The organism is Paraburkholderia sp. SIMBA_030 (assembly GCF_046535245.1).
Lineage (GTDB): Bacteria > Pseudomonadota > Gammaproteobacteria > Burkholderiales > Burkholderiaceae > Paraburkholderia.
In genome coordinates this window covers 171,166-197,593 of record NZ_JAWRXB010000013.1, presented here as the reverse complement: position 1 = coordinate 197,593, position 26,428 = coordinate 171,166, and the positions used below count along the sequence as shown (strand labels likewise).

The 26,428-nt window shown below is 61.7% G+C and carries 29 protein-coding genes, 1 pseudogene and 1 riboswitch; of the genes and pseudogenes, 11 read left to right on the top strand and 19 right to left on the bottom strand.

Features of this window, described 5'->3' with window-relative positions; genetic code table 11:
• Positions 1-3 precede the first annotated feature (3 nt).
• From SB772_RS23175 to SB772_RS23160, 4 genes are all read right to left on the bottom strand, one after another.
• Positions 4-795: an ABC transporter ATP-binding protein gene (locus tag SB772_RS23175; RefSeq protein WP_410835533.1), complete on the bottom strand. Its 792-nt coding sequence runs from the start codon at positions 793-795 to the stop codon at positions 4-6.
• Positions 792-1,607, bottom strand: a complete 816-nt coding sequence (locus SB772_RS23170) for an ABC transporter permease (protein ID WP_410835532.1) — start codon at positions 1,605-1,607, stop codon at positions 792-794. The genes SB772_RS23175 and SB772_RS23170 overlap by 4 nt, the downstream gene beginning before the upstream one ends.
• Positions 1,608-1,641: 34 nt before the next feature.
• The gene (locus SB772_RS23165) at positions 1,642-2,712 is read right to left on the bottom strand and encodes a putative urea ABC transporter substrate-binding protein (RefSeq protein ID WP_410835531.1); all 1,071 of its coding nucleotides are present in this window, start codon (positions 2,710-2,712) and stop codon (positions 1,642-1,644) included.
• A 58-nt stretch (positions 2,713-2,770) separates the two neighbouring features.
• Positions 2,771-2,870: riboswitch (guanidine-I (ykkC/yxkD leader) on the bottom strand.
• Between the two features lie 188 nt (positions 2,871-3,058).
• On the bottom strand, positions 3,059-4,003 hold the full coding sequence (locus tag SB772_RS23160; protein ID WP_410835530.1) for an AraC family transcriptional regulator N-terminal domain-containing protein: 945 nt from the start codon (positions 4,001-4,003) through the stop codon (positions 3,059-3,061).
• Positions 4,004-4,188: 185 nt separating this feature from the next.
• Between SB772_RS23160 and SB772_RS23155 the strand changes: the two genes are divergently transcribed.
• Positions 4,189-4,650: a (2Fe-2S)-binding protein gene (locus SB772_RS23155; protein WP_027776065.1), complete on the top strand. Its 462-nt coding sequence runs from the start codon at positions 4,189-4,191 to the stop codon at positions 4,648-4,650.
• Between the two features lie 2 nt (positions 4,651-4,652).
• Entirely contained in the window at positions 4,653-6,863 is a 2,211-nt protein-coding gene (locus tag SB772_RS23150) for a molybdopterin cofactor-binding domain-containing protein (RefSeq protein ID WP_410835529.1), read from the top strand.
• A gap of 144 nt (positions 6,864-7,007) precedes the next feature.
• Here the strand turns inward: SB772_RS23150 and SB772_RS23145 are convergent.
• From SB772_RS23145 to SB772_RS23120, 6 genes and pseudogenes are all read right to left on the bottom strand, one after another.
• Positions 7,008-7,217 (bottom strand): annotated as a pseudogene (locus tag SB772_RS23145) (SDR family oxidoreductase); the annotation flags it as partial.
• A gap of 193 nt (positions 7,218-7,410) precedes the next feature.
• Positions 7,411-7,899, bottom strand: a complete 489-nt coding sequence (locus SB772_RS23140) for an NUDIX domain-containing protein (protein ID WP_410835528.1) — start codon at positions 7,897-7,899, stop codon at positions 7,411-7,413.
• Positions 7,900-8,256: 357 nt separating this feature from the next.
• Complete coding sequence (locus SB772_RS23135; protein ID WP_410835527.1) at positions 8,257-8,424, bottom strand: hypothetical protein; 168 nt, start codon at positions 8,422-8,424, stop codon at positions 8,257-8,259.
• 215 nt (positions 8,425-8,639) lie between these two features.
• Positions 8,640-9,668, bottom strand: coding sequence for an alpha/beta hydrolase (locus SB772_RS23130; protein WP_410835526.1), 1,029 nt, complete (start codon positions 9,666-9,668; stop codon positions 8,640-8,642).
• Between the two features lie 34 nt (positions 9,669-9,702).
• Positions 9,703-10,128, bottom strand: a complete 426-nt coding sequence (locus SB772_RS23125; RefSeq protein ID WP_410835525.1) for an organic hydroperoxide resistance protein — start codon at positions 10,126-10,128, stop codon at positions 9,703-9,705.
• A 171-nt stretch (positions 10,129-10,299) separates the two neighbouring features.
• Entirely contained in the window at positions 10,300-10,866 is a 567-nt protein-coding gene (locus SB772_RS23120) for a TetR/AcrR family transcriptional regulator (protein ID WP_410835524.1), read from the bottom strand.
• 247 nt (positions 10,867-11,113) lie between these two features.
• On the opposite strand from SB772_RS23120, the gene SB772_RS23115 reads away from it, so the two are divergent.
• From SB772_RS23115 to SB772_RS23100, 4 genes are all read left to right on the top strand, one after another.
• Positions 11,114-12,004 (top strand): LysR family transcriptional regulator, encoded by an 891-nt coding sequence (locus SB772_RS23115; RefSeq protein WP_410835523.1) that lies wholly within the window; start codon positions 11,114-11,116, stop codon positions 12,002-12,004.
• 168 nt (positions 12,005-12,172) lie between these two features.
• Positions 12,173-13,339, top strand: a complete 1,167-nt coding sequence (locus SB772_RS23110; RefSeq protein ID WP_410835522.1) for a CaiB/BaiF CoA transferase family protein — start codon at positions 12,173-12,175, stop codon at positions 13,337-13,339.
• Positions 13,336-14,100 (top strand): enoyl-CoA hydratase, encoded by a 765-nt coding sequence (locus tag SB772_RS23105; protein WP_410835521.1) that lies wholly within the window; start codon positions 13,336-13,338, stop codon positions 14,098-14,100. The genes SB772_RS23110 and SB772_RS23105 overlap by 4 nt, the downstream gene beginning before the upstream one ends.
• 86 nt (positions 14,101-14,186) lie before the next feature.
• Entirely contained in the window at positions 14,187-14,870 is a 684-nt protein-coding gene (locus SB772_RS23100; RefSeq protein ID WP_410835520.1) for an MFS transporter, read from the top strand.
• A gap of 173 nt (positions 14,871-15,043) precedes the next feature.
• On the opposite strand, the gene SB772_RS23095 is transcribed toward SB772_RS23100, so the two are convergent.
• The 3 genes from SB772_RS23095 to SB772_RS23085 form a co-directional block, all read right to left on the bottom strand.
• Positions 15,044-16,531 carry a sugar ABC transporter ATP-binding protein gene (locus tag SB772_RS23095; protein WP_410835592.1) on the bottom strand — a complete coding sequence of 496 codons (1,488 nt, stop codon included), beginning with the start codon at positions 16,529-16,531 and terminating at the stop codon, positions 15,044-15,046.
• Between the two features lie 1,153 nt (positions 16,532-17,684).
• Positions 17,685-17,957, bottom strand: coding sequence for a hypothetical protein (locus SB772_RS23090; RefSeq protein WP_410835519.1), 273 nt, complete (start codon positions 17,955-17,957; stop codon positions 17,685-17,687).
• Between the two features lie 64 nt (positions 17,958-18,021).
• Entirely contained in the window at positions 18,022-18,144 is a 123-nt protein-coding gene (locus SB772_RS23085; RefSeq protein WP_410835518.1) for a hypothetical protein, read from the bottom strand.
• Positions 18,145-18,467: 323 nt separating this feature from the next.
• On the opposite strand from SB772_RS23085, the gene SB772_RS23080 reads away from it, so the two are divergent.
• Together SB772_RS23080 and pal are read left to right on the top strand one after the other, a co-directional pair.
• Positions 18,468-18,680, top strand: a complete 213-nt coding sequence (locus SB772_RS23080) for a GDCCVxC domain-containing (seleno)protein (protein ID WP_410835517.1) — start codon at positions 18,468-18,470, stop codon at positions 18,678-18,680.
• A 292-nt stretch (positions 18,681-18,972) separates the two neighbouring features.
• Entirely contained in the window at positions 18,973-19,542 is a 570-nt protein-coding gene (pal, locus tag SB772_RS23075; protein WP_410835516.1) for a peptidoglycan-associated lipoprotein Pal, read from the top strand.
• A gap of 100 nt (positions 19,543-19,642) precedes the next feature.
• Here the strand turns inward: pal and SB772_RS23070 are convergent, their stop codons facing one another.
• Both SB772_RS23070 and SB772_RS23065 read right to left on the bottom strand, forming a co-directional pair.
• Positions 19,643-19,882 (bottom strand): hypothetical protein, encoded by a 240-nt coding sequence (locus SB772_RS23070; protein ID WP_410835515.1) that lies wholly within the window; start codon positions 19,880-19,882, stop codon positions 19,643-19,645.
• 35 nt (positions 19,883-19,917) lie between these two features.
• Entirely contained in the window at positions 19,918-20,052 is a 135-nt protein-coding gene (locus tag SB772_RS23065) for a hypothetical protein (protein WP_410835594.1), read from the bottom strand.
• On the opposite strand from SB772_RS23065, the gene SB772_RS23060 reads away from it, so the two are divergent.
• The 3 genes from SB772_RS23060 to SB772_RS23050 all read left to right on the top strand — a co-directional run bounded on the left by SB772_RS23060 (position 20,002) and on the right by SB772_RS23050 (position 22,000).
• On the top strand, positions 20,002-20,151 hold the full coding sequence (locus SB772_RS23060; RefSeq protein ID WP_410835514.1) for a hypothetical protein: 150 nt from the start codon (positions 20,002-20,004) through the stop codon (positions 20,149-20,151). The two genes, SB772_RS23065 and SB772_RS23060, sit on opposite strands and share 51 nt — an antisense overlap.
• 251 nt (positions 20,152-20,402) lie before the next feature.
• Positions 20,403-21,251, top strand: a complete 849-nt coding sequence (locus tag SB772_RS23055) for an urea carboxylase-associated family protein (protein WP_410835513.1) — start codon at positions 20,403-20,405, stop codon at positions 21,249-21,251.
• Positions 21,252-21,325: 74 nt separating this feature from the next.
• Positions 21,326-22,000 (top strand): GntR family transcriptional regulator, encoded by a 675-nt coding sequence (locus SB772_RS23050; RefSeq protein ID WP_410835512.1) that lies wholly within the window; start codon positions 21,326-21,328, stop codon positions 21,998-22,000.
• Between the two features lie 51 nt (positions 22,001-22,051).
• Here SB772_RS23050 and SB772_RS23045 read toward each other — a convergent pair whose 3' ends face one another.
• The 4 genes from SB772_RS23045 to SB772_RS23030 all read right to left on the bottom strand — a co-directional run bounded on the left by SB772_RS23045 (position 22,052) and on the right by SB772_RS23030 (position 26,359).
• A complete protein-coding gene (locus tag SB772_RS23045) occupies positions 22,052-22,453 on the bottom strand; it encodes an ectoine synthase (RefSeq protein WP_410835511.1) in 402 nt (133 codons plus the stop codon).
• Positions 22,454-22,540: 87 nt separating this feature from the next.
• The gene (locus tag SB772_RS23040) at positions 22,541-23,878 is read right to left on the bottom strand and encodes an amidase family protein (RefSeq protein WP_410835510.1); all 1,338 of its coding nucleotides are present in this window, start codon (positions 23,876-23,878) and stop codon (positions 22,541-22,543) included.
• A 53-nt stretch (positions 23,879-23,931) separates the two neighbouring features.
• Positions 23,932-25,437, bottom strand: a complete 1,506-nt coding sequence (locus SB772_RS23035; protein WP_410835509.1) for an amino acid ABC transporter permease/ATP-binding protein — start codon at positions 25,435-25,437, stop codon at positions 23,932-23,934.
• 76 nt (positions 25,438-25,513) lie between these two features.
• The gene (locus SB772_RS23030) at positions 25,514-26,359 is read right to left on the bottom strand and encodes an ABC transporter substrate-binding protein (protein WP_410835508.1); all 846 of its coding nucleotides are present in this window, start codon (positions 26,357-26,359) and stop codon (positions 25,514-25,516) included.
• Between the last annotated feature and the right edge of the window lie 69 nt (positions 26,360-26,428).

The window sequence follows — 26,428 nt, the reverse complement described above, 5'->3', positions numbered from 1 at the left end:
CCATTAGGCTGACACCGCTTCGACACGCGATGCGCCTTCCACCACGGCACGGGCCATATGGATGGACGACGCGCAATCGCGACTGTGGTCGAGCGGAATGTTGTAGGTGATGCGCGCGCCGTAGGCGCCGGGCGCTTGAGGATCGACACGGACCTTGTCGAACACCAGCACGCGGCTGCCAAGCGTGAAGCCTTCCTTCAGATCATGCGTGACCATGAAGATCGTCAGCTTCGATTCGCGCCACAGGCCCAGCAGCAAGTCGTGCATGTCCTTGCGGATGCCGGGATCGAGCGCGCCGAATGGCTCATCGAGCAGCAACACGCGCGGCTTCATCATCAACGCCTGGGCAATCGCGAGACGCTGTTGCATGCCGCCCGACAGTTGCTGCGGATATTTATCCAATGCCGCGCCGAGGCCCACGTGCTCCAGCATCGCGACTGCTTCGTCACGCGCCGCACGCCGCCGTGCACCGAACAGCCGGCCCGTGAACTTCGCGCGCGGCAATTCGAGTCCCAGCATCACATTGCGGACCACGCTCAGATGCTCGAACACCGAATAGCGCTGAAACACCACCCCGCGATGCTCATCGGGTTCACCCGGCAAGGGTTCGCCGTCGAGCAGAATCTCGCCGCGCGTCGCGCGCTCCTGGCCGAGCAACAGCCGCAGGAATGTGGACTTACCGCAGCCCGATGCGCCGACCATCGAACAGAACTCGCCCTCATCGATGCGCAAGTTCAATCGTTCGAGCACGACCTGATCGCCGTATTCCTTCCAGACGTTACGAACTTCGATCATCGTGAGCCTCCGCCATACCAGGGAAACGACCAGTGCGTCAGCCGGCGCAGCAGCTCGTCGGTGAGCCACGCGAGCAGCGTGATCCACGCGACGTAAGGCAGAATCACGTCCATCGCCAGGTAGCGGCGCACCAGAAAGATGCGGTAGCCGAGACCGTCTGTCGAAGCGATCGCTTCCGCGGCGATCAGAAACAGCCACGCCGCGCAGAGCGAGAGACGCATCGCCACCAGTAAGCGCGGCAGCAATTGCGGCAGCACGAGACGCAGAATCAAGGTCCAACTGGTTGCGCCAAGCGTCTGTGCCTTGACCCACAATTCGGCTGGGATCTCGCGAGCCCGCGCGTGCAGATCGCGGATGATCATCGGCGCAATGCCGACCACGATCAGCACCACCTTCGACAACTCGTCGAGCCCGAATACGATGAATAGAATCGGCAGCACCGCGAGCGGCGGAATCATCGAAATCACCGTGATGAACGGTGAAAAGGTTGCGCTCATCAGCGGAAAGGCGCCTGTCGCAATGGCCGCCACCAACGCAATCACGGCACTCACCACGAGGCCGATGCCGAGCCGCCGCAGGCTCGATATCGTGTCGGCCCACAGCAGATACTCGCCCGTGCGCTTGTCCTCGTTGAAGGCGACCTGCTTGATGGCATCGGTCATTTGCATCGCGCTCGGCAGCAGCTTGTCATCGGGATTGATCTTGAGCCGCATCGACGACCCGGTGAAATAGACCGCCATCAGCACGATGAACGGCAGCAACAGCAGCATCAGGCCGCCGCTTCGGCTGGGGTGTCGATTGATGAGTCGCATGGACGCCTGCCTTATGAAATGCGTGTTGTTCGGCTCACAGCTTGCCGGCAGCGGCCATTTCCACGTAGGTCGGATCGAAGCGCAGCTTGACGTTGCTCTTGTTGCCGATCACGACGCCCTTATCGAACGCCATGCCGACCACGTCCGCACTTTTGGCGTCCTGTCCGAGCAGACCGTGATCGAACGAGAACTTCGCGACGCGCGTCATGATCTTCGGCATGTCGGGGCTGGTGACGAAATCGACTGCGGCCTTCGGCGTATAGAACAGCGCAGTGGTCGACAGTTGGCCCTTGAAGCCCGCGAGATCGGTGCCCGATGCCTTCGCCATTGCGGTGAGCGCGGCGGTACTGTCGGCGTTATTGGCTCGCATCAGCGCGACCATCTCGAACCATGCACCCGTCAGCGCCTTGCCGAGCGCCGGGTTGTCATTCAAGGTCTTCGTGTTGACGACCATCATGTCCATGATTTCGCCGGGTATCTTGCTCGAGTCGAAGACTTCGGTGACGTTCGGCTGCGCCTTCAGGTCGGCAAGCATCGGGTTCCACGTCACTGCGTTGTGGACGGCGGGCGTGGCGAACGCACCGGAAATGTCGGCGTCGGACGTGTTCACCACTTTGAGGTCGCGCTCGCTCATATGCGCGCTTTCGAGCGCGCGCGCAAGCAGGTAGTGCGATACCGAGAACTGGACCAGATTGACCTGCTGGCCCTTCAGGTCGGCAACCTGCTTGCCCTTGCCCTTGATGAGCACGCCATCGTTGCCGTTCGAATAGTCGCTGACGATCAACGCCGTCGAGTCGACGCCGCCCGAGGCCGGGATGGTCAGCGCGTCCATGTTGGTCATCGCGCAGCCGTCGAACTTGCCGGCGGTGTACTGATTGATGGATTCGACGTAGTCGTTCAGTTGCACGACATCGACGTTGATGCCGTATTTCCTGGCCCACCTGGAGACGATGCCCTGGGTTTTGGCCTGGCCCCACGGCATCCAGCCCGCGTAGATGGTCCAGCACACCTTGAAGTCGGTGCGGCCAGCGGCAAACGAGGAGGTTGAGGTGAAGGCGGCGAGAGAGACCGCGGCGATGCTGAGAAAGCGAACAAGCTTGCGCATGAGGTTGACCTCGGAAGGGACGGTTAGCGACGGCAGGGAGCAGCGCAAACATCGCGTTCTCTCCCGGGCTTTTATCCCGCCGTGTAACCTCGCCTGAGGTCGACAGCTCTCGGACCAGCACCTGCGTGAAGCAGGCCGGAACCCTAGCCGTCCATTTCCAGATTGTGTTTTAAACCGGATGATTCGCCGGCTCCTTGCAGTTCTTCCTCAGCGAGAAACGTGCCAAGCGAAAATCGCCGCAATTTCGACCCGGCGAAGCAGGTTTCCGCCCCGCTCCGGTGACGGCGCGCACCTAGGCATGCCGAATCGGCACCTTATCTGTGCATTGATTAAAAAGCACGCAGCCCTACTCTCCAAAGCCCACCACGTTCCGGCGCCTCAACTGCACCACATCGCGAAGTGGCGGCGCCCCAAATAGCCGGCTATATTCGCGGCTGAACTGGGAAGGGCTGTCATACCCGACCCTGATCGCCACCGACCCGACATCCCCGTTCTGTCCGAGCAACAATTTCCGAGCCTCGTGCAGCCGCAGTTGCTTCTGGTACTGCAGCGGACTCAGCGTCGTGACGCTCTTGAAGTGATGATGAAACGACGACACGCTCATGTTCACCTCCTGCGCCAGTATCTCCACCCGCAAAAGCTCGGTGTAGTGATTCTGGATCCACTCGATCGCCCGCGCGATCCGGTACGTCTGGCTCCCGTTCACGGCGATGTGCCGCAGTCGCTTCCCCTGCTCGCTTGTCATCAGCCGGTAGAGCAATTCCTTCTCGATGAGCGGCGCGAGAACAGGGATGTCACCCGGAGTATCGAGCAATCGCACGAGCCGCAGCGCCGCATCGAAAACCGGTGCCGGCAGCGAGCCCACGGCGATGCCTTCGCCCGCCGACACGGCACCCGGTTCCGGCAGATGCAGTTGCGTCGCCAGTTCGACGATGCGCTGCGGATCAAGCGTGAGCTTCACGCACAGATAAGGCGCGTCGGACGACGCTCGCGTAACCTGCGACGTCATCGGCAAATCGACGGACGTCACCAGGCAATGCAGATGATCGTAGTCGTAAGCCTGCCCCGCGACCACGACCCGCTTGGCGCCTTGTGCCGCGAACACGAACGCGGAGCTCGTCACGCCGCAGCCGAGATCGGCGGGCGCCGAGTATCGGTAGAAGGTCAGCGAGGCAATCGCCGTCTGATGCGCACCGTCCACTGGCGCGAAGCGGCCGATGAGCGCGGCGAGTTCGCGGCGTGCCGTTTCGCGCGACGCCGAAGGATCGAGCCCGGAAGAATTCTGTTTCATGTGCATTGAACTCCGTTGACGGAATCGAGCATACCCAACCGCTACCGGGCAGCCACGGCGGGCCCGCTCAATTTGCAGCATTGTTCAATATTTTTGCAGGATTGTGTAAGCGCAACGGCAGGCGGTCGGTCACACTGCCCCGTACACCCGGCGCCAAGTTCGGGCTTTCCCCACGGAGAGGTTCCATGTCTACATCGTTTGTCCTCAACGGCAAGAACGTTACGCTCGATGCCGATCCCACTACGCCGCTCCTCTGGGCGATCCGCGAGAACGCGGGTCTGCACGGCACGAAGTTCGGCTGCGGCATGGCGCAATGTGGCGCCTGCACGGTTCATCTGGAAGGCGAAGCCACCCGTTCGTGCGTGCTGCCGCTCGCCGCCGTCGCGGGCAAGCGCATCACGACCATCGAAGGCATCGAAAGCCGGCCCGCCAAAGCCATTCAGGCCGCATGGGTCAAGCTGCAGGTGCCGCAGTGCGGCTATTGCCAGTCCGGACAGATCATGTCCGCGACAGCCTTGCTCGAACATAACGCCACGCCCACCGACGCCGACATCGACGCCGCGATGAACGGCAATCTTTGCCGCTGTGCGACCTACACCCGGATTCGCGCGGCCATCCACGAAGCCGCTGCCACCCTGAAGGCCTGACCATGACGACCGATCTCGATCTCACGAATGCGGTACACCCGTCGCGCCGGACCTTCCTGAAAGCAGCCGGCGCCGTCGCGGCAGTCGGCCTCACCGTCGGCTTCGAGTGGGCGGGCACGGGGCGCCGCGCGCTCGCTGCCACGATGCCCGAGGCGACGTTCGCGCCCAATGCGTTCCTGCGCGTCGCGCCCGACAACAGCGTCACGGTCATCGCCAAGCACGTCGAGATGGGCCAGGGTGCGTACACCGGCATCGCGACGATCGTCGCAGAAGAGCTGGATGCGAACTGGCAGGACGTGCGTGTCGAAAGCGCGCCAGCCGACGCGAAGCGTTACGCGAATCTCGCCTTCGGCACGATCCAGGGCACGGGCGGCAGTTCGGCAATGGCCAACTCGTGGATGCAGTTGCGCGAAGCCGGCGCGAAAGCACGCGCGATGCTGCTCTCCGCCGCCGCCGCGCAGTGGAAGGTGCCCGCGTCCGAGCTGACGACGCGCGACGGCAGCGTCCACCACGCGGCCACGAACCGGACCGCGACCTACGGCTCGCTGGCGTCGCCCGCAGCCCGCTTGCCGGTGCCGGACAAGGTCACGCTCAAGTCGCCGAAGGATTTTCGTTTGATCGGCCATCAGCTGCCGCGCGTCGACGTGCCGCCGAAAACCGACGGCACCGCGCAGTTCACGCTCGACGTGACGTTTCCCGGCATGCTGGTCGCACTGCTGCAGCGTCCGCCGCTCTTCGGTGCGACGGTCAAGTCGTTCGATGCGTCAGCCGCGAAAGCGGTGCCGGGCGTCGTCTCGGTCGTGCAGGTGCCGGGCGGCGTTGCGGTAGTCGCGAAGGGATTCTGGGCGGCGAAGCAGGGCCGCGATGCGCTGAAGATCGAATGGGACGATTCGAAGGCCGAAAAGCGCAGCTCGGACGCGATCATGGCCGAATACCGGCAGCTCGCCGAGCAGCCTGGCGCATCCGCCCGCAAGGAAGGCGATGCGACGCAGGCGCTCGCGGGCGCGGCGAAGAAAATCTCCGCCACCTATGCGTTCCCGTATCTCGCCCACGCGCCGATGGAACCGCTCGACGCGGTTGTCAAGCTCACTGCTGACCGCTGTGAGATCTGGGCCGGCGACCAGTTTCAGACCGTCGACCAGGGCAACGCTGCGCGCACGGCCGGGCTCGATCCGCAGCAGGTGAAGATTCACACGCTGTATGCGGGCGGGAGCTTCGGGCGGCGCGCGAACACGCAGTCGGACTATATCGTCGAGGCCGTGTCGATCGCGAAGGCGCTGGGTGCGAACGGCACGCCGGTCAAGCTGCAGTGGACCCGCGAGGACGACATCCACGGCGGCCTCTACCGGCCGATGTACTTCCACAAGCTCGACGCGGGCCTGACCGCCGACGGCAAGCTCGTCGGCTGGCGGCATCGCATCGTCGGTCAGTCGATCCTTGCCGGCACGCCGTTCGCAAGCGTGATGGTCAAGAACGGGATCGACGGGACGTCCGTCGAGGGGGCCGCTAACGTGGCCTACGCGATTCCGAACATCTCGGTCGAACTGACGACCACGCAGACCGGCGTGCCCGTATTGTGGTGGCGGGTCGTCGGCAGCTCGCACACGGCATTCGCGGTCGAGGCGTTCATCGACGAAGCCGCGCACGCCGCCGGCAAGGACCCGTTCGTCTTCCGCCGCGATCTGCTCGCGCACGAACCGCGCATGCGGGGCGTGCTCGAACTCGCTGCGCAAAAAGCGGGCTGGGACCCGGCCAAACCGTTGCCGAAAGGCCGCGGGCGCGGCATCGCGGTGGCCGAGGCGTTCAAGACGTTCGTCGCGCAGGTCGCGGAAGTCTCCGTCGATAAGGACGGTAACGTGAAAGTGGAACGCGTCGTCTGTGCGGTGGATTGCGGCACGCCGATCAATCCCGACGTCATCGCCGCCCAGATGGAAGGTGGGATCGGTTTCGGCCTCGGCGCGGCGTTGCACAGCGCGATCACGCTAAAGGACGGCAAGGTCGAGCAGAACAACTTCGACGGCTACCAGGTGCTGCGGATTGCCGAAATGCCGAAGGTCGACGTGCATATCGTGCAGTCTGGCGAAGCGCCGACCGGCGTCGGCGAGCCGGGTGTCGCGCCGGTCGGGCCGGCGGTCGCGAATGCGATTTTCGCGGCCACTGGCAAACGGCTTCACAGCTTGCCGTTTCCGGCCGCTGCGGAAAAGAGCGCCTGACGGTCGTTTCTTCAGGACCGTTCGACATGCGCCGTACCCCGCCGGGGACGGCGTTTTTTGTCGGGCATGCCGCTGACGAGCCAGGTTGCGATACCGGTCAGACCGTTGGCGGTTGCGACTTCGTTCTTGCCAAAGAGAGTCAAACTACAGCGTGGCGGTCACGCCCCCATCCACATACAGAATGTGGCCGTTCACAAAGTTCGAAGCGTTGCTCGCCAGGAACACTGCGGCGCCGACGAGATCCTCCACGTCGCCCCAACGCCGCGATGGCGTGCGTCCGATCAGCCAGTTGCTGAAGGTTTCGTCCTTGACGAGCGCCTCGGTCAACTCGGTTTTGAAGTAACCGGGTCCGAGGCACACGCTATCCGCTTCAGGACACCGGCGTGAACTTGAGCTGGTCGATCGGCGTGACCTTGTCGGTACGGGTCAGGCCATACGGCGTCTTCGGTCCCAACAACGATGTCGCCCGGATTGACCACCATGCCGCCGAGCGGCTGCTTTGCCGTTACCAGGACCCGTCGAGATGTCCCGAAAGGAAAAGGGCCGACTAACAGCAGAGATCTCTGCCGAGATACGCAGCGACCGCCCCCGTCAGCGCGATGCCGGGCAATTCCTCCGGCGATGCCAGATGCGCGGCGATAATCTCACGATTATCAAGCCGCAGCTCGGGTATGCAATCGAGGTGCAGCTCAAAGAAATGCACCCGGTCTCTTCGTCCGTCCCAAATGCCGCAGACGCTGCCCGAGGGGAGTAATGGGTACGACGAGAGACCAATCTCCTCCTCCATTTCGCGCTGCGCCGCTGCATCGGGCGTCTCACCGGGCCGGATACTACCGCCGGGAAAACTCCACTCGGTCCGGTACGATGACTTCACCAGCAACAGCGCCTGCCCGACGTAGATTGCTATTAGCGCGCCCTCATGGCGAGGCCGTCGAAGGTGCCACCAGGCGCGAGCGAGCGGAAATCCGAGGCGAAGCACCATGCGCCAGACAGAGTCGACAAGCGAAGTCGATCGCGCTCGCTCAAGGCTCGGCATGAGGTCTCTCCTTTCCTTTCATAGTCAGAGGATCTTCCGGTTCGCCGCGTTCGTGCGGCTTGGATCATTCAACGTCTGTCACACCACTGCCTGGAAACCGTAGTTTAGCCTGAGGCTGCTCCCGCTCGGGATAGCGGTTGCCAACAATTCAGGGGAAAACACGCTCGCGATCATGAAATGGCGCCTCAGCCAGACTGCGCCATCCGACCGGTGGTACCCGGTGCTGCAAACCTGGCGGGGCGAGTGAACGGACTGGGCGGGAACGCAGGCTCGATCGAACCTTCGCCGCTCGGCGTGCCACCCAAACCGGCTCACGTCCACATCGAGCACGCTCTCGAATTTACCGGCAAGGTCTCTTCACTCGACTACGATCGCTTCGGTGACTTCGATGGCTTCCGGCTGCTTGCCGAGGATGGTTGCGAGCATACGTTCCGAAGCCACGAGCACGCCGTCGAAGACGTGGTCCGGTGCGCGTAGCTCGAGCGCGACGTCGTCACGGTAGTCGTGCATCGCCACGAACCGCATGTTCCGGTATCGATCGTTCTGCGGCGCGCGCCGTGCTCACGTAGCGATACGGCTCACCTGCCATCACCGATTCGTCGAAAAGCTCGTATCACCCGTCTCCGAAGATGCCGTCTGCGTGGATATCCGGATGCCCTGCATGAACGTGAAGTCAAATGCCCTGATAGCCGCGGCACGATGCTGTTACGCAAGTGCGCCGCGGCCGGGGTTTGCGCGGCTTACTTCAGACGCGCTTGCAACGCGTTGGCAAGCTGCCTGGTTGCGGCTTTGGTCGGCGCGTCTCCAGCGAGTGCGTTGAGCAGGCCGAAGTCGTGAATCGTACCGTTGTAGCGGGTCGTGGTGACTTCATTACCCGCAGCATCGAGTTTCCGACCGTAGGCTTCCCCTTCATCGCGCAGTACGTCGAACTGCGCTACCTGGATCAGCGCCGGCGGCAGACCTTTCAACTGATCCACCGAGCCACGCAATGGTGAAGCGTAAATCTCGTTGCGCTGCTTCGGATCCTTTGTATAAGCGTCCCAGAACCACTTCATCATCGGTCGGGTCAGGAAATGGCCTTCCGGATAGGCGTTGTACGAGCCGTCGCTGAAATTGACGTCCGTCACCGGCCACATCAGGCCTTGAAAGCGGATTGCGGGACCCTGCTTGTTCTTCGCCATCAGGGACACAACCGCGGCCATGTTGCCGCCGACGCTGTTGCCCACTACCGCGAGGCGGCTACCATCCACACCGACTTCATTGCCATGTGCAGCGACCCACCTGGTGGCCGCGTACGCCTGGTTGATCGCCACCGGGTAACGCGCTTCAGGCGACGGCGTGTAATTGACGAAAACTGCCACTGCCCCGGATTGCACGACGAGGTCGCGCACCAGCCGCTCGTGGGTCTGGAAGTCGCCAAGGATCCAGCCGCCGCCGTGGAAGAACATGAAGACCGGCAGCGTACCCGTTGCGCCTTGCGGCCGCACGATCGTGATCGGCACGGTGATGCCATCCTGCTCGATGGTCTTGTTCGACACATCAATGCCGGACAGATCGACCTTCACGCTGTTCTGCGCGTCGATCAGCACCTGGCGCGCCTGCGCCGGTGGCAACGTGTTGATTGCCGGTCCTGTGCCGCTGTTCAGCGCATGAAGGAACTGGCTGGTCACCAGATCGGGCGAGGCAGGTGTTGCTGGGCTTGCGGCGATGGCGAGGGTGGCGCTGGCCGCAAGAACGGCTGCGAGCAGCAAGGGCTTGAGGGTCTTCATGGCTTATTCCTATGCGAGTCGGTTGGACGCGTGATTAAACGATCGTGAGGGTGACGTCGATGTTGCCGCGGGTGGCGTTCGAGTACGGGCAGACGACGTGCGCCTTGTCGACCAGTGCCTGTGCCGCTTCGCGTGTCATGCCGGGCAGCGAGATTTTCAGTTCGACTTCGATGCCGAATCCGTTCGGGATCGCGCCGATGCCGACGCTGCCGTCAATTGAGACCTCCGCGGGGATGGCGATCTTGTCGCGCGCGGCCACGAACTTCATCGCGCCGAGGAAGCAGGCGCTGTACCCTGCGGCAAAAAGCTGCTCGGGATTGGCGCCTTCGCCGCCCGCACCGCCCAACTCCCTGGGCGTGGTCAGCTTGAAGTCGAGATTGCCTGCGGGGACGACAGCACGTCCATCGCGGCCGCCTGTGGCGTGGGCATGGGCGCGGTAGAGGACTTTTTCGAGTGACATGTGAAACTCCTTTAAAGAGAACGGTAATCAGATTTTGCTATCTACTACTAGATAGATTTGTCCGTAAAAAAACCGGACGATTTCGACGAAACACCTACCTTTTGCCTATCTATGCAGAGATAGACAAAAGGGCCAAACAAAGAGGTGGCTCACCACCTTACATCGACTGCGTTACCGCGCAATTCTCACCGAAGCCTCGACATCCTCGAGTCGAGCCTTGGTGTGAAACAGCCGGCTTGCCAGGACACTGCCCTGAAAGGCCGCATAGAGGGCGCGCGCCGCGTTTTCCGGTTTGCCGTTCACCGCCAGCGTACGTTCCTGCGCGCCTAGCGCCAGAACCTTGGCCAACCAGCTTTCGTTAGCCTTGAAAAACGCCTGCACCGCGTGCCGGATGTTATCCGGCAGCGACTCGATATCGGCAGCGAGCATGCCGCACAGGCAGATCTGATCGCCGTCACCGAGGGTCCTGCCGAACATCTTCGCGTACTTGCTGAGCTTTGAATCGGCCGGCAACGAAGCGTCGATTGCGTGGACGGCGTTGAGTACTTCGTTGCTGTACTCGTTGACCGCTTCCAGAACCAGATCGTCTTTCGACGGAAAGTAGTAGTGGATGCTCGAGGTCTTTACGCCAACCAGACTGGATAGATCACGGTAGCTAAACCCGTTGTAACCACGCAGCATGATGAGCGTGATTGCATGGTCGAGGATCTGTTCGCGCACTGTCGTTGTCGTTTCCATGGATCGAACTATATCTACTCATAGATAGACTGTCAAGTGACTCGGTCGTCTGGACTCGCATGAACCGTCGACCTGTTGCGATGTCGTCGTGCCGGACCTGCAGATTGCCTGGCATCTGCACAGACGTCAACACACGCTTGCACGCCGCCCGCCCGATATCATGTCCAAAATCGAGGCAGCGCCAGCCGAGCCCCCTTCGTCCAGCGCCCGTCCCCACGCCGCCAACTCCTTACAACCCGGAGCCTCCGTGAAATTCGACACCACCATCATCCGACTGATCCTCGCCATCGCTGAGGAAGGCAGCATCTCCCGCGCCGCCGACAGACTCAGTCTGGCGGTGGCGGCCGCATCCCGCCGCGTGACGGACCTGGAAGATCAACTCGGCGCCAAACTCTTCAAGCGCGTACCGCACGGAGTCGAAATCACCGAATCGGGCGTCAAGCTACTCCAATACGTCCGGCAGATCGACAACCTCATCGACCGTCTCGAAGGCGAGGCGCAGGCTCTCAATCAGGGCCTCGACGGCCGCATTATCATCGGCGCGCCCAAGGCCGTCGTCATCCAGTTCCTGGCCCGCGAGATTTCCGACATCCAGCGCAAATATCCCGGCATCTCCTTGAAGATCGTCGAGGAGAACAGCAAGATCGTGCAGCAACTGCTGCGCGACAAAGTGATCGACGTCGGCATCTACGAGATGAAAAGCGGCTTCCTGGATCTGACGAAGTCCCCGTACAAGGAGGACCGCCTGATGCTGGTCTATAACCGCCCGCATTTCCAGTTTCCCGACGGCCCCGTCGGAATCGACGATATCCTCGATCTCCCTATCGTGAGTCTCGGCAAAGGCTCCGCGGTCCTGTCCGCCGTGCAACGCGCGTACCGCAGCCGCGGGCGGCTGTTCCCCAACAATTTCACCGTCAGCGGTTTCGACACCATGCTGGCGATGGTGCGCCATGGCCTGGGTGTCGGCCTGATGCCGCCCGACGTCCTGCGCAGTTTTCATCCCGAGGAATCGCTGGCATCGGCCGAGCTCAAGGGCGACTGGCACCAGCGCAGCTACGTTCTGTCCTGCGTCGAGGGACACGCTCAGGAGCAGACCCTGCGCAACGTGGTGACCGAGCTCCTCGGTAGACCGGCCTAGTCCCCAGGGGGAGGCGCGCCGCCCGGTTTCGCAACGCGCGAAACCAGACATGATCCAGGCGTTCTTGCGGCGGCCTTGTCTGTAGCGGACAGTGAGAGCAGAAGACCGCTGGCCATGCCCGGCATGGCTAAGCGGTCCCACTCACACCTTCTACAGAGGAGACTCGGGATGAACGAATCGAAGCATCTGCCGCTGCAAGGCATCCGTGTGCTGGACGTCAGCCAGGTCATGGCGGGCCCGTTCGCCTGCATGCTGCTGGCCGACATGGGCGCGGACGTGATCAAGGTGGAGCCGCCCGAAGGCGACCAGACCCGCGGTGCGATGGGCTTCAAGATGAAGGGGCCAGACAGCATGGGCTTCCTGAACATGAACCGCAACAAGCGCTCGCTGACGCTCGACCTCAAGAGCGACGAAGGGCGCGGGTTCTTCTACAAGCTCGCCAAGACTGCCGACGTGATCGTCGAAAACTACCGTCCGGGCGTGGTGCAGCGTCTGCGCATCGACTACGAGTCGATCAAGGCGATCAATCCGAAGATCGTCTACGTCAGTATCTCCGGCTTCGGCCAAAGCGGACCGTGGGCGTCCAGGCCCGGCTTCGATCTCATGGCGCAGGCCATGTCCGGCGTGATGAGCGTGACCGGCTACAAGGGCGGCAAGCCCGTCAAGGCCGGGGTGCCGGTGGCGGACATCGGCTGCGCGCTGTTCGCGGTCTACGGCCTGCTGTCGGCCTACATCGGCGCGCAGAAGACCGGCGAGGGCCAGCACATCGATGCGTCGCTGTTCGATTCGGTCATGGCCTTCTCGATCTGGGACATGTCGGAATACTGGGGCACGGGCGTGCCGCCGACGCCGCTCGGCACCAGCAACAAGATGAGCGCGCCCTACCAGGCCGTGAAGGCGCGAGACGGCTACTTCGTGATGGGCGCTACCAATCAGAAGCTCTGGACTAAGCTGTGCGAACTGCTGGAGCGCCCGGACCTGGTCGCTCACGCCGACTATGCGAGCGTGTCGCTGCGGCTGAAGAATCGCGAGGCGCTGATCGAAGCCCTGGAGCAGGAATTCGCGAAGCGCGACAGCGCCGCCTGGGTCGACGCGATGCTCGCCGCCGGCATTCCGGCCGGCCCGATCCTGTCCTATCCCGAGGCGTTCGAGAGCGGGCACGCTACGCACCGTCGCATGTGCATGGAGATCGAACACCCGAACGAAGGCAAGGTCAAGAACATTGGCTTTCCCGTCAAGATGCTGGGCACGCCGCAGACGGTGCGTCGTCATCCGCCGCTGCTGGGCGAGCACAACGACGAGATCTTCGCCGAGATCGACGGGACGGCGCCATGAGCGAACTCGTCAGTCTCACTATCCATCAGTCGGGCGCAGCGGAGATCGTGATCGACCGCCCCGAGCGGCATAACGCGATGACGCTCGATATGTATGAGGCGCTGTTGGCGCTGATCGCTCAGTGCGCAAAGAACAGCGGCGTGGGCTGCGTCCTGTTCCGGGGCGCGGGCGGTAAATCCTTCATTTCAGGCACCGACATCGCGTACTTCAAGAACTTTCGCGACGGCCGCGATGGCGTGGCCTATGAGGCCTTCGTCGAGCGAGTGATCGACACGGTCGAACGCATTGCGGTGCCCACGGTTGCCGTGATCGACGGGTGGGCCGTCGGCGGCGGCCTGGCACTGGCAACGGCCTGCGATTTCCGGCTCTGCAGCGACGGCTCGCGCTTCGGCGCGCCGATCGCGAAGACGCTCTCTAACACGCTGTCGTCGCGCAACATCGCGCGGTTGCATGCGGCGCTCGGCGTGCCGCAGGTCAAAAAGATGTTACTGCTCGCCGAATACCTCACTGCGCACGAAGCGCTGGCGTGCGGCTATGTCTATGACGTGTGCTCGCAAGACGCACTGCAAGACGACGCCCATACGCTCGCACAACGGCTCATGGCGCTTTCACCGGTCACGCAGAAGGCCGTGAAGGAAAGCCTGCGCCGCATCGTCGTCGAACAGCGGCTCGACGACGAAGATCTGATCGAAGAGGTGTACTGCAGCGCCCGTTTCACGGACGCCGTGGCCGCCTTTACCTCGGGATCGTCGAAAAAATAACAACGAACAACACCGAAAAGCCGGCGGGTCATCCGCGCATCACCGCTGCGGAAATTGAGAGCCTGCCGCCGCCAAGAGTTCGTCCGGTGGAAGTGCCCGGCACCTGGGCGCGTCTCTATCGTCGCTTGGTGCCTGTCTCCGCCGTGTACTTCTGCTACAACTGGATCCTCTGGTTGATGCTCGACTGGATGCCGCTCTACTTCATGCATAGCTTCCATCTGAACATCAAGAAGGCGGTGATTTTCACGTCAGGTGTGTTCATCGCCGGTGTGTTCGGCGATCTGATCGGCGGCCTCATCAGCGATAAGCTGCTTCGACGCACCGGCAATCTGAAGCTCGCGCGCAGCGTCCTGGTAGCGTTCTGCATGACCATGACCGGGTTGTCGCTGATCCCGGTGGTGTTGATCCACGAACCGATGTATTCGCTGATTTTTCTGGCCGCGGCGATGTTCTTCAACGAAATGAATATCGGGCCAATGTGGGCTATTCCGATGGACATCGCTTATGACCGCTCGGGTACGGCCAGCGGCATTATGAGCGGCACGGGCTTCACGGCGGCTATCGTCAGCCCGGTTGTGGCGGGCTATCTGATCGACCGCCTGGGGAATTGGAACGTCACCTTTCTGCTGTCCATCGGCGTGATGGCCTGCGGCGTACTGCCGACTTTTATCATGAAACCGGATATGCCGTTTGTCGCCAAGCTGAAGCGAGCGGCGCCTTCTGAGCACGCAGATCGAGATGCTGCGTTGCCGATTGTCGATCAAAACTGAAAACGCGTAGATGCCTTAGGGGGCTTGTAGCGGGAGTGGATGGGCAAGAGCGCCTGAATGCCCCGGTCGGGCACTCGATACTCGATGGCGCCATCACTAAGCCAAACCGCGGAATGCGGGGCGTGAACGCGTGCCGGATGCGGCGTCTGAAGCGAGAGAGGATGTGCCGGGTTTCATCGATGGATGTGAAAAGTCAGGTCGGTAGTCGGTGTGCGTTCGAGCGTCGCGCGATCGAAGCGCACGACGCGATCCGCGATCTCGAACGCCTCTTCGAGATCGCTGACGAATACGAGCGTGGCGCGTTCATGTGCGTGCCGCCGCAGCGTATCGGCGATGTCGGCGCGCGCGCCGGCATCGACACCCTGAAACGGCTCGTCGAGCAGCAACAGCCGTGCGCGTTCCGCATGCCAACGGGCAAGCACGACCTTCTGCTGATTGCCGCCGGACAGGCGTGTGAGGCGGTCGTCGGGGCCGGTGCAGCGAATGCCGAAATTCGAAATCGCTTCGATGGCGGCATCGCGCTCCCGTTCGCGGTCCACCGCGCCACGCTTGAACCAGCGTGACAGGAACGGAAAGCTGAGCGTGCCCGCAATCGACGCGAACGGCACGCTATCGGGAAACAGCGACGTGCGCCAGCGATCCTCGCCGGCAAGGAACACGCCTGCGCGAATCGCATCGGCGGGCGAGCGCGGACGCCATGGCTGGCCGTTCAGCATCATCGCGCCAGCGGCCGCGCGTGTTGCACCGAAGATCGCACACGCAAGGCGCGACTTTCCTCCGCCCACCGGGCCCGCTATCGCGACAATCTCGCCGCGCTGCACGTCGAGATCGAACGGGATGCTGTGAGGCGTCAGCTGAAAATCGCGCACGCTGAAGCAGGGTTCGAGCGACGCCGCGTCTGCCGCATATTGAGCGCGATCTTTGGGTATAGGCCGCCCGATCATTGTCTCGACCGCGGCATCGAAATCGATGGGTGGCTTCAGGTCGGCGACGATACGTCCGTCACGCACGATCGTCACCCGATCGGCGATACGCCGCAGATCGCCGAGTCGATGCGATACCACCAGGATCGCCACACCCTCCTCGCGCAGCCGGTCGAGCAGCGTGAAGAGCCGTTCGACTTCCGGGGCGGACAGGCTGGCGGTCGGCTCGTCGAGAATCAGCAGCGTGGGATGCGAGGCCAGCGCACGCGCCAGCGTGACGAGTTGCTGAGCCGCGAGCGACAGCGACGCGAGCGGCGCCGACAGATCGACATCCAGCCCGACTCTTGCAGCAAGCGGCCTGGCGGCGTCACGCCGCGCCGCAGGCGGCACGCGCCACGGCGACGCTGGATCGCACAGCCGGTCGAGCAGCAGGTTGTCGGCGATCGACAGCGCCGGCACGACCGCGTCGGCGATCGATTGATGCACCGTCGCGATGCCGAGCTGTTTTGCTGCCTGAGGAGAAGCTGGCCGATACGGTTCGCCGCGCAACGTCAATGTCCCGCTGTCGGGCAGATACACGCCGCTCAGGATCTTGACGAGCGTCGACTTGCCTGCACCGTTCGCGCCCATCAACGCAACGACTTCGCCGGCACGGATCGAGAGATCGAGTTTCGACAGCGCGACGGTGGGACCGAAGTGCTTCGTCACGGCAGCGGCGGTCAGGATCGGCGACGACATCGTGAACCGGCTATCGGGGGTAGTCAGGCTTGTTGAAAGCTGGGAAGCGTTCGTCCACGACGCGCCTGGACTTCGCCGACCGATAGCGCCGCGTGGCGTGCCCATCTGGTTCTCCTCGTGAAGGGCGCGTCGCAACGCTACCCGTTTCCTGTGTGCGATAGCCGACAAGATTACGGAGGCGCGCGGCGCCGGGGAACCAACGATTTTTCATTTGGATTCTTTCGGAACGCCGGATCAGGTCGTTCGAACACGTTTCTCGATGCTTCAGCGGCCTAAGGTACGCGAGCCTCATCAACAAAGAGGGATTGAGGCCAGTAGCCATTCCTATATATCGCCCCCTGGCCAAATCCGCCAAACGGCCGGCGTTTAAAGATCGACTGGCGTTAAAAGCAGCTTGCGAGTTCACGGACTGAGTTCGACGCAAATATTCACTACCGCTTCGGCAACGCACGCCCTATAACGTACTTGCAGGGCGATTATTACGTGCCGAGGGTCCACAAAATCCATCGACACTGCCAGTTCGCACGCCACCTTGCGCCCCGGGACCTCGGCTCGGCGCACTGCTACACCTTACATTTCCGACGACCTAGAACTTTGGCATCGGCCGGTTGGCCCGCTGACCCGAAGAGCGCTTTCGCGCGCCCGAAAATCCCGTTTGGATGGCAACTTCGGGGCACATGAATAGCAAAGCGAATGGACGGAAAATCCAACGTAACTAAGGAGCCAATGTGAAATCGCGACTATTGATCGTTTCCACCGCAGGGTTGTTTGTCATCGGCGGCTTTGCACATTCGCAAAGCATGCCGGAGACGCCACAACCCGCCCCACAGGAAAACGCCGCAACTCAGGGCGCTGCCCCCGGTGCGGGGACGCAGGCGTACGGCGGTGTACCCGACACGAAGATGCAAGGCGGCGTAAAACATGCCAAGCCCTGTAGCTCGGACCCACAATGCAACATCTTTTTCGGGGGGAGCTAAAAACCAGCTAGTGACGCACGGGACTCCAACAGAAAACACAGGGTGAGCGCAGCGGCTGGGCTGACCGGCGTTGTCCGTGTTGCGGCCGCGTTCATCGGCCGCCCGTCCCTTCTATATCCCACTGGGGCGCTGAATCGCGAGCGCCGCGATTCAGGGCTGCGAACTTGCGACCGTCGTCAAAGGGTGGCGACGGTTGCCTGCACGACAGGACGCTCTGCGGCCAACTTCCCCCTGTTGGCGGTGGGTGGGAATACGCACCAGCTGCCGTCGTCGTGCCTGAAGAAGAACAATGCGCGAACTCCGGCTGGTGACGACATCTCGACACACACGCAGCGCTGGCCATTCCATCTGGTTCGACTGAATCTGGTGACATGAACGGCTGTCGCGGGCGCTGGCGCGAGCCACTTTTCGACCTGCGAACGCAGGGATTGCTGTTTCGTGCTCTTCATGTCCCACTCCAGCAAATCTGAGGACAACCGACGTTGGAGAAAGCGTAGGCCGCCAACGGCAGTGCTATACCTTGGCTACCGCACGGCGTGGGTGCGTCGCATTCCAGCTCGTTTGCGCCGACGCGGTGGCCGCGAATGACAAGGCCAGTGCTGCAATAGCGGCGAGTTTGTAGGCAACGTTGTGCATGTTCGTCTCCAATTCAGTTGAGGGGACAGCTTCTGGCCATTCATCTCCTTAACGTCTCGGACGACCACCATGCTGACAGTGGAGTTGTGAGTTGTGAAACCGAATATTTCGTGTTGACTGAACTTCGAAGATCGGCGCGTGAGGTAGCGTAGGCTTTTCAAAGCGATTCCAGTTGTTTGGCTTCCCATCGGCGCTTAGTCTATTGAACTGGGGCAGCATCTGTCGGCTTCTTCGTGGTTGCCTTGCGGATGCGCTATGCCCGAAAATGCGCGGTGGGCGAAGCCTGCGCGGAGCCTTCCATCCCACGTAAAGCAGGTGCAGAAATGATTGCAGTCGTGTTGAAATCCACCATCACCTGTCCGGTGTGCGGGCACAGGAAAGACGAAACAATGCCCACCGACGCATGCACGTGGTTCTACGAATGCGAGCAATGCAAAACAGTGCTCAGGCCGAAACCCGGGGATTGCTGCGTGTACTGCTCATACGGCACCAACAGGTGTCCTCCAATGCAGGAGTCCGGCTCCTGCTGCGCCTGACCAAACTCATGCAACAGATGCGCGGCGGTCCGATGAATGCACGAGCTTTGGGCTCGGACGAACGCCGCACTGCCGGACGTTAGCAACCCGCCTTGCGTTGCCGACCGAACGCGATGCGCATGTCCAGGACCGACCAGGCGGCCGACGTTCAGTCAACACGCCCGCTGGTGTTTTTAAGCATTTCTTAAGTATGTCGGCCTAGGCTGGAATCGTCGTGGCAGGGAATAGATACGTGGTACTTGCATAAACGCCGCACCACGCTAGTCATTTCCACGTCGCCAGGAGCGATGCTATGCGAACCCGAAGTTCGTCCGGTTCTTCAGACAATTCTCCCCCAGCCGGTCCGGCGACGTCGAAAATTCCCAGACTGCTCGCGGTTCTGCTGATCGCGGTACTGACCGCGTGTCACTCGGGCGTCAAGCTCAACGAGGGCGCCAATGCAAACGGCACGGGTGGCGGCGTCGGCGCACAAACGAATCCGAACGCCGTTGCACAGGTGAACGTCGACCCCTTGAACGACCCGAACAGTCCACTCGCCAAGCGCAGCGTCTACTTCGACTTCGACGACTATACCGTCAAGCCTGAATATGAACCGCTCCTGAAGCTGCACGCGCAGTATCTCAGGAGCCATCCGCAACGCCACGTGCGCATCCAGGGCAACACCGACGAACGCGGCACGAGCGAATACAACCTGGCACTAGGTCAAAGGCGTTCCGAGGCGGTCCGCCGTGAGCTGGTTCTGTTTGGCGTTCCCGACTCGCAGCTCGAGGCGGTCAGCTTCGGGAAGGAAAAGCCGGTCGCAACCGGACACGATGAAACGTCATGGGCACAGAACCGGCGAGCGGACCTGGTTTATCGTTGATGTTGCTAACGGGGAGAGAGAAAACCTTAGCTCCCGAACCTGCTCGTCAGAAAGAGCCGGCGAATGCTTCCGCCGCAGCATACTTCTGTGCAGGATCGTTTCAGAGGCCGATGAAATAAGTCTGTACGTCCATCTCTTCAGCCCAGATCTGGACGTCGAGCATCTCGCTAAAATCGATAGCCATCCCACGATAGACGCAGCAGAACCCCTGCGCCGTCCGGTAAGCGATCACCCATTCCGGATCCGCCTCTGTTCCGGTGGACGAGCCTTTCAGGGCATCGAGATGAAGCGCTTTGCCGATGCGTTTGCAGGCAGCATCCAGCCCATGTGCCAGTGTCACTTGACGCTCCGCTACCGAGGATTGCGCCTGGCGGCCTACCCCGGAAATATCGTGATGCTGCTCGCCAGACCCGCATCGGCAAACACCTCGGCGCACGCGGCGTAATTCAGCATGACGAATTGCCTCACGCAATCGATCGTCTTGAAGCAGCGATTACCGAAGAAGCTCATGCGGAAACCGCCCTCGAGTCGCTGTACCATTCGCCGAATTGGCGCAATTATGACGCGGACGATGATCGCGGTGGACTTGCGCGGTCGCGTCCCAATTGACGTTCAGTTCGCTCGCGGAATGAGGAGAAACTCCGAAGTCCCGCGACAATCCAGTCTCGCCAGTATCTCTGTCCCACGGCTTTCCGGCCACTAGTGCGACAAAACCTCGATATCGCCATTTGCATCAGAAGCGTTTATACTCAAAACCAGCAAAATTGTTGAACAATCTAGCGCGTGTCTTAGCCGCTCATGAGCCCGCCACAAAGGGTTTGACAGGTTGAGCCGGCGCTCGAACTTCAAGGAGTTGCGTTATGTCGAACTACCCCGCCGCCTATCAGGTTACCAAGGGCTCAGTGCTCAATGTAGATAAAGCGTTCTACGACGCTATCGCCCGGCGCCAGAACGACCGCAAGCTGATCGAGTCGTTCACTGTGCCTATCCGCAGCGGCCAGGCGTGGACCGTCCCGGCTGGACACGTGTTCCGCATTGTCACGCTGGAAGGGCCACAGGTTGCCGACTTCAACATGTGGAACCTGCACAATCCACGGGAACGCATGTGGGCCTCACGCACGCGCCAGCTTCAGGCGGCGCATATCAGCACTTATGACCGCATCTGGTCGACGCTGCCGTATTTGCGCCCAATGGTGACCATTACCGACGATTCGCTGGCGGGATACGGCGTGGACGGCGACGGCGGACGCGTGCACGATCTGCTGGGCACGCGTTGCGACCCTTACGTCAACAAGCTTCTGACCGGCGAGGACTTTCATTTCCATTGCCATTCGAACCTGGTACGCGCCATAGCACCCTATGGACTGACCGAGTTCGACGTACACGACGTGCTCAACGTGTTTCAATGCACGGGCCTGAATCAGGACGACAAATACTTCATGAAGGCCTGTCCGGCCAAACAGGGCGATTATCTGGAGTTTTTTGCCGAGATCGACCTGCTGTGCGCAATGTCCACTTGCCCCGGTGGCGACTTGTCGGTTCCCATGTGGGGGCCTGACGCGCGCGATCCGATTGACGTTTGCCGTCCACTCGGCGTCGAGATTTACGCGCTCGACGATACTTTGCTGAAGGGCTGGTCGTCACCATCGGTCGCGCCGTACAAGGGTCTGCACGGTATGCGGCCCCCACACGCCGACTGGCAGGACTAGACGGCTGTTTAAGGTCAACGTGCAGCACCACCGAGCCCCGGTCTGGGCTGCACATCAAGGAGCAGACGTCGAGCATGGCAAGCGAAGAAGCAGGAAGACTATCCGTATCGGACCGGATCAGCCATCAATTGCGGGAAAACATCATCAGCGGCAAGCTGCCGCCCGGTACGGGCCTGATCGAAATGGATCTGGCCGCCGAATACAGCACGTCGCGCAACACCTTGCGCGAGGTGCTGCATCAACTGGGACGCGAAGGCCTGGTCACGTTCGTTCGGCACAAGGGTGTCGTGGTCCGTACGCTCGAGCGCAAGGATGTGCGTGATCTCTACGTGGCACGCCGCACGTTGGAGTTGCAGGCGCTAGCGACCGGAGAATTGCAGCAGCCGGCGCTGCTCGACAAGATGCTGGCCGCAATCCGCGCGGCGGAACGTGCGCTACTCAAGGAAAACTGGCAAGCCGTCGGTACGCAGAGCTTGCGATTTCACCAGCACATCGTATCGCTGCTCAAGAGCTCGCTACTCGACGAATTCTTCCGCACGATTTCTGCACAATTGCGGCTGGTGTTCGCGTCCGATCCTGACGAGAAGCGCATTCAGACACCTGACTGGATTCAGCGTGAATATCATATCTGCGAATTGGTGATGAACAACCGGCGCAGCGAAGCGCTTACCGCAATGACCCGCTACCTCGACGATTCGGAGCGCATGCTTCTCGAGGCCATGTCTCGCGTCAACCGGAGCTTCAGGTAAGCAGCATTTTGCTGTGCAAGGGACGCGCCGGTGAAGCGCGTCCTTTTTTTATCAGGTGTTTTCGCTTCCCGCAGGCAGCGCATAGCTACCATCTGGCTGGTGCGTTTCAAGCCCCGTCAGGGCCGGATTGAACACGCACACGAGGTGGAGATCGCCCTTCGTGGCACGGAGGACGTGCGGATCGTTCAGATTCAGTGCATACAGCGTGCCGGGCGTGATTTTGTGGACCGTGCCCGTTGCCGTGTCGACCACTTCCCCTTCGCCCGCCACACAGTAATTGGTCTCGTAGTGATTCTTGTAGTGCAGGTGCAGTTCAGCACCTTCGTGAACCCGCGTTTCGTGAAACGAGTAGCCCACTCCGTCCTGTTTGACGATCATGCGCTTGCTGTCCCAGCCGGGGCCCGACGCGTGACGCGATGTATTGGCGATGTCTGCGGATCTTACGACGATCATGAGAACCTCAGGAAATGGTAGAAAGGAAAGAGGAAGAGCGAGGCATGCCTCGCCGGTAAAGGGATTCGGGGCGAGTTCAGGCTCCGTTCATGTCATGCTCAGGCAAGCTTCGATCCGAGCGGCGGCGTCGAGCAGCCGCGCGTCATCGCCGCGCCGTCCTGTCATCAATAAACCGACTGGCCGCCGCTTATGAAGATCGCCGGGCAGGCTGATGCTCGGCAGATCGAGGCGATTCGCGAATTCGGTCAGCCGGAACGATCGTGCGTTCGTTGCCAGATATGCGTCTTCGTTATCCAACTCGCGGATTGTCGGCGGCAACATGGGTACTGTTGGCGTGAGTACCGCATGCGCTTCGCCGAGTTCGGCGTGATATTGCGCGGCCAGGGTTTGCAGTCTGGCCAGCGCGGCCACGTAATCATGCGCCAGCACTTGCGCGCCGGCGGCAATGCGCGGGCCGACGCGCGGATCGTAAAGCTCACGGCCGGCTTCAAGCGTCGCGCGGTGAAGAATGAATGCTTCGGCGGCAATGATGCCGCCTGCGCGGGCAACGGCCCCAGCCTCCGCAAGACAGGCAAGCGGTTTGCACACGATGCGCGCCCCCAGCGCAGAGAGCCTGCACACCCAATCGTCGAAGGCACGACAGACTTCGCCGTCGACACCGTCGCTTGCGAAGCGTTCCGGCACGATGAAGCACAGGTCTCGCAGTGACGCTGCGGCGTGCGGGGATTCAACGCGGCCGGTCAACGCGCCGTCGACCTGCCGGCAAGCCGCAGCGGAGGTCGCGAGAATGCCGGGTACGTCGAAGGTCGTCGAAAGATAGCGCATGCCCGCATCCGGATAGCGGCCGCGCGATGGCTTGAATCCGGCCACGCCGCAAAAGGCTGCGGGAATCCGCGCCGACCCGCTGGTATCGGAGCCTAGCGAGATATCCGCGATGCCGAGCGCGACAGCCACTGCGGCGCCGGAACTGGAGCCGCCGGCAACCCGTTCGCCGCGGGTGTCGAGCGGCGTGGTCGGCGTCCCGAAGTGGCTATTCACGCCCAGTGCGCCATAGGCGAATTCGGTCATATTGGTCTGCGCGATCAGCACCGCGCCCAAGCGGCGCAGCGCCGCGAGCAATGGCGCATCCGTGCCGGCGGGCGCGGCACCGGCCAGCACGCGCGAGCCCGCGTGGGTAATCCATCCTGCGCTGTCGAAGCAGGCCTTTACCGTCAGAACCCTGCCCGCAAGCGGTGCGGACACCGCGCCGCGTTGCAGCGTGTCCCATGCCACAGCGTCGGCCAATGCTGCATCGTCGCGGCGCACAAGTAGCGCAACGTCGGCCTCGGCAGCATGCGCATCGGCGCGCGTGAGGCATGCACGAAGATGACTTGCACAGCCCTGTGCCGCCGGATCAACGGACGGCCTGTCTACCGTGTGATTCATCTATGGAATTTCCGGGCTTGGTCTGTGTTGCGAGAAACGATCTTGTGAGCGCCTCACGCAGCAACATGAACGTGACGAAGAAAGTCTCTGACCCGTGCATCTTCGCTGCCGAGAATTTTCTGCGGCGCGACGTCATACAGAATCTTGCCGTTCTCCATGAACACGATGCGGTCGGAAACCTTGAATGCGAAGTTCATCTCGTGGGTGACAATCAACATTGTCATCCCTTCCTTCGCAAGATTCTCGACGACCTTCAGCACGTCGCCGACCAGTTCCGGATCGAGTGCCGACGTCGGTTCGTCGAACAGCATGATCGACGGCTGCATCGCCAGCGCGCGGGCGATCGCGACACGTTGCTGCTGACCGCCCGAGAGCTGATGCGGATACTTGTTCGCGTGTTCAAGCATGCCTACCTTCTTCAACAGCGCAAGGCTCTGGCCGCGAATCGTCCCGGCGTCTGCCTGATGGTGATAGCACGGTGCCATCATGACGTTCTGCAACGCGGTTCGATGCGGAAACAGATTGAAGCTCTGGAACACCATGCCGATGTCGAGGATACGGTCAGCCGGCACGCGCGGCGCATGGCCGACCGAAGCCCGGATGAACGGCTTGCCATAGAGGTGGATCTCCCCTTCGTTCAGCGGCGCGAGTCCGTTGAGGGTGCGAATCAGGGACGTCTTGCCCGAACCGGACGGACCGATGATCGACACCACCTGGCCAGGCCGGACATCGAGGTTGATGTTTTTCAGCACCTCGTGCCGGCCATAGCGCTGCATTGCGCCTTTCACCTGAAGCGCGTATTCGGCGCTTGCCTGGCGCCGGGCCGGGACGGGCGTTGCCGAAGCAGCCAGCAAGCCATCCGCATCGGCGGATTGGGCGGGCGTGCGCCTGCTCACGTCGAGGTGCCGCTCGAGATAACCCAGCAGCTTGCTGAACAGAGTGACGATCAGCACATAGTAGAAAGCGACCGCCAGCATCGTCTCGAAGACGAGGAAGTTCTGCGTATACAGGCGCTGGCCCACTAACAGAATCTCAGCGAGTGAAATCACGGAAACCAGCGACGTCAGCTTGACGATCGTGATGAACTCGTTAGCAAGCGTAGGCAGCGCGATGCGGATGGCCTGCGGCATCACGATCATGCGCTGGATGCCGGTAAAGCGGATGCCCAACGCGCGGCCTGCTTCGATCTGGCCTCGAGGCACCGCAAGAATGCCGCCGCGATGAATCTCCGCGAAGTACGCAGTTTCACTCAGCACCATCGCGACTAGCCCCGAGGTGAACGCGTTGGAGAGCAATACGCTGGTGGACGGAACGACCTGCGGCAGGTTGTAGATGAAAACCAGCAGTACAAGCAGAGGAAGACTACGAAAGAACCAGATGTACAGGCTTGCCAACCGGCTCAATACAACGTTCCGGGACTGTCTCGCGAGCGCCAGTGGGAAGCCGAGGATAACCCCGGCCACCCATACGCTCACGCTCAGCTTGACCACCACCAGGCAGGCATCCCAGAAATCCTTGTCCCACAAAAGCCGCAGGGCGTAATGCCAATCGAACTGCATCAAGAAACTCCGGTACAAAGAGAGCCCGTGCCCGCCTGAGGCGGGCATGGCGATCCATCAAGAGAACGGAAACCAATTACTTGGCGGGAACACCGAGCGCCATGCTGACGTCGTTGGCGCTCGGCTCCTGGAGGCCGTATTTCTTGAGCAACTGCACGTATTCGCCGCTGCTTTTCGCGCCTTGCAGCGCGGCTCCGAGCGCATCCAGCAAACGCGCGTCGCCCTTGGTCACGCCAAGGCCGATTACGATCGGATAGAGCAGGCTCGTGGAACTGACCTCGACCCGGCCATTCGTTTGCTTCGGAATCGCCTGCGCAACCGCAGCGTCCTCGATCTGGACATCGACCGCTCTTGCCATCAACGCGGAGCTGGTTTCCGGCGAGGTTGGAAACTCGAGAATCTGGATGTCGCCCTTACCATTGGACTTGCAGTAGTCCTGCGCCACGAGCTTTAGCTTCGGGGTCCATGACGCCCCCTTGATGGTGCCAACCCGCTTGCCGCACAGATCCTTTGCATCATTGGGCAGATAGCTGCTGCCCTTGAGCACGAGGAAGGATGCGCCGGTCTTCAGATAGGGCACAAAGTCGACCTGCTTGACCCGTTCCGGCGTCACGTAGAGGGCAGACGCAACAACATCGAATCGCCGCGCCTTCATGCCAAGAATCAGATCGGGAAAACGCGTATCGAGAAATACCGGCTCGAGCTTGAGATGACTGGCCAGCATCCTGGAGAATTCGGCATCGAAACCTGCCGGTTGCCCGCCTTGCAGATAAGCATAGGGCGGATAAGTCAGATCGGAACCGATCGTCAAAGCGCCCGGCGTGATGGTATGAAGGGTGGCAGCCGACGCGAATGAACTGGCAAGCACCGCCGGCAGCAGCACGTAGCGGGATAAGCGGCGAAACGAGAACTTGCGGTACATATCGTGACTCCAGATTGACGTGGATGTGTCGGGAAAGAGAACGAACGGAGCAGCCCCGTCAGCGCCGCT

Excerpts from the sequence above, each read along its gene's own strand:
- SB772_RS23175 (WP_410835533.1), bottom strand. The coding sequence starts at position 795 with ATGATCGAAGTTCGTAACGTCTGGAAGGAATACGGCGATCAGGTCGTG.
- SB772_RS23170 (WP_410835532.1), bottom strand. The coding sequence starts at position 1,607 with ATGCGACTCATCAATCGACACCCCAGCCGAAGCGGCGGCCTGATGCTG.
- SB772_RS23165 (WP_410835531.1), bottom strand. The coding sequence starts at position 2,712 with ATGCGCAAGCTTGTTCGCTTTCTCAGCATCGCCGCGGTCTCTCTCGCC.
- SB772_RS23160 (WP_410835530.1), bottom strand. The coding sequence starts at position 4,003 with ATGAAACAGAATTCTTCCGGGCTCGATCCTTCGGCGTCGCGCGAAACG.
- SB772_RS23155 (WP_027776065.1), top strand. The coding sequence starts at position 4,189 with ATGTCTACATCGTTTGTCCTCAACGGCAAGAACGTTACGCTCGATGCC.
- SB772_RS23150 (WP_410835529.1), top strand. The coding sequence starts at position 4,653 with ATGACGACCGATCTCGATCTCACGAATGCGGTACACCCGTCGCGCCGG.
- SB772_RS23140 (WP_410835528.1), bottom strand. The coding sequence starts at position 7,899 with ATGCCGAGCCTTGAGCGAGCGCGATCGACTTCGCTTGTCGACTCTGTC.
- SB772_RS23135 (WP_410835527.1), bottom strand. The coding sequence starts at position 8,424 with ATGCGGTTCGTGGCGATGCACGACTACCGTGACGACGTCGCGCTCGAG.
- SB772_RS23130 (WP_410835526.1), bottom strand. The coding sequence starts at position 9,668 with ATGAAGACCCTCAAGCCCTTGCTGCTCGCAGCCGTTCTTGCGGCCAGC.
- SB772_RS23125 (WP_410835525.1), bottom strand. The coding sequence starts at position 10,128 with ATGTCACTCGAAAAAGTCCTCTACCGCGCCCATGCCCACGCCACAGGC.
- SB772_RS23120 (WP_410835524.1), bottom strand. The coding sequence starts at position 10,866 with ATGGAAACGACAACGACAGTGCGCGAACAGATCCTCGACCATGCAATC.
- SB772_RS23110 (WP_410835522.1), top strand. The coding sequence starts at position 12,173 with ATGAACGAATCGAAGCATCTGCCGCTGCAAGGCATCCGTGTGCTGGAC.
- SB772_RS23105 (WP_410835521.1), top strand. The coding sequence starts at position 13,336 with ATGAGCGAACTCGTCAGTCTCACTATCCATCAGTCGGGCGCAGCGGAG.
- SB772_RS23095 (WP_410835592.1), bottom strand. The coding sequence starts at position 16,531 with ATGTCGTCGCCGATCCTGACCGCCGCTGCCGTGACGAAGCACTTCGGT.
- SB772_RS23090 (WP_410835519.1), bottom strand. The coding sequence starts at position 17,957 with ATGAAGAGCACGAAACAGCAATCCCTGCGTTCGCAGGTCGAAAAGTGG.
- SB772_RS23085 (WP_410835518.1), bottom strand. The coding sequence starts at position 18,144 with ATGCACAACGTTGCCTACAAACTCGCCGCTATTGCAGCACTGGCCTTG.
- SB772_RS23080 (WP_410835517.1), top strand. The coding sequence starts at position 18,468 with ATGATTGCAGTCGTGTTGAAATCCACCATCACCTGTCCGGTGTGCGGG.
- pal (WP_410835516.1), top strand. The coding sequence starts at position 18,973 with ATGCGAACCCGAAGTTCGTCCGGTTCTTCAGACAATTCTCCCCCAGCC.
- SB772_RS23065 (WP_410835594.1), bottom strand. The coding sequence starts at position 20,052 with ATGAGCTTCTTCGGTAATCGCTGCTTCAAGACGATCGATTGCGTGAGG.
- SB772_RS23055 (WP_410835513.1), top strand. The coding sequence starts at position 20,403 with ATGTCGAACTACCCCGCCGCCTATCAGGTTACCAAGGGCTCAGTGCTC.
- SB772_RS23050 (WP_410835512.1), top strand. The coding sequence starts at position 21,326 with ATGGCAAGCGAAGAAGCAGGAAGACTATCCGTATCGGACCGGATCAGC.
- SB772_RS23045 (WP_410835511.1), bottom strand. The coding sequence starts at position 22,453 with ATGATCGTCGTAAGATCCGCAGACATCGCCAATACATCGCGTCACGCG.
- SB772_RS23040 (WP_410835510.1), bottom strand. The coding sequence starts at position 23,878 with ATGAATCACACGGTAGACAGGCCGTCCGTTGATCCGGCGGCACAGGGC.
- SB772_RS23035 (WP_410835509.1), bottom strand. The coding sequence starts at position 25,437 with ATGCAGTTCGATTGGCATTACGCCCTGCGGCTTTTGTGGGACAAGGAT.
- SB772_RS23030 (WP_410835508.1), bottom strand. The coding sequence starts at position 26,359 with ATGTACCGCAAGTTCTCGTTTCGCCGCTTATCCCGCTACGTGCTGCTG.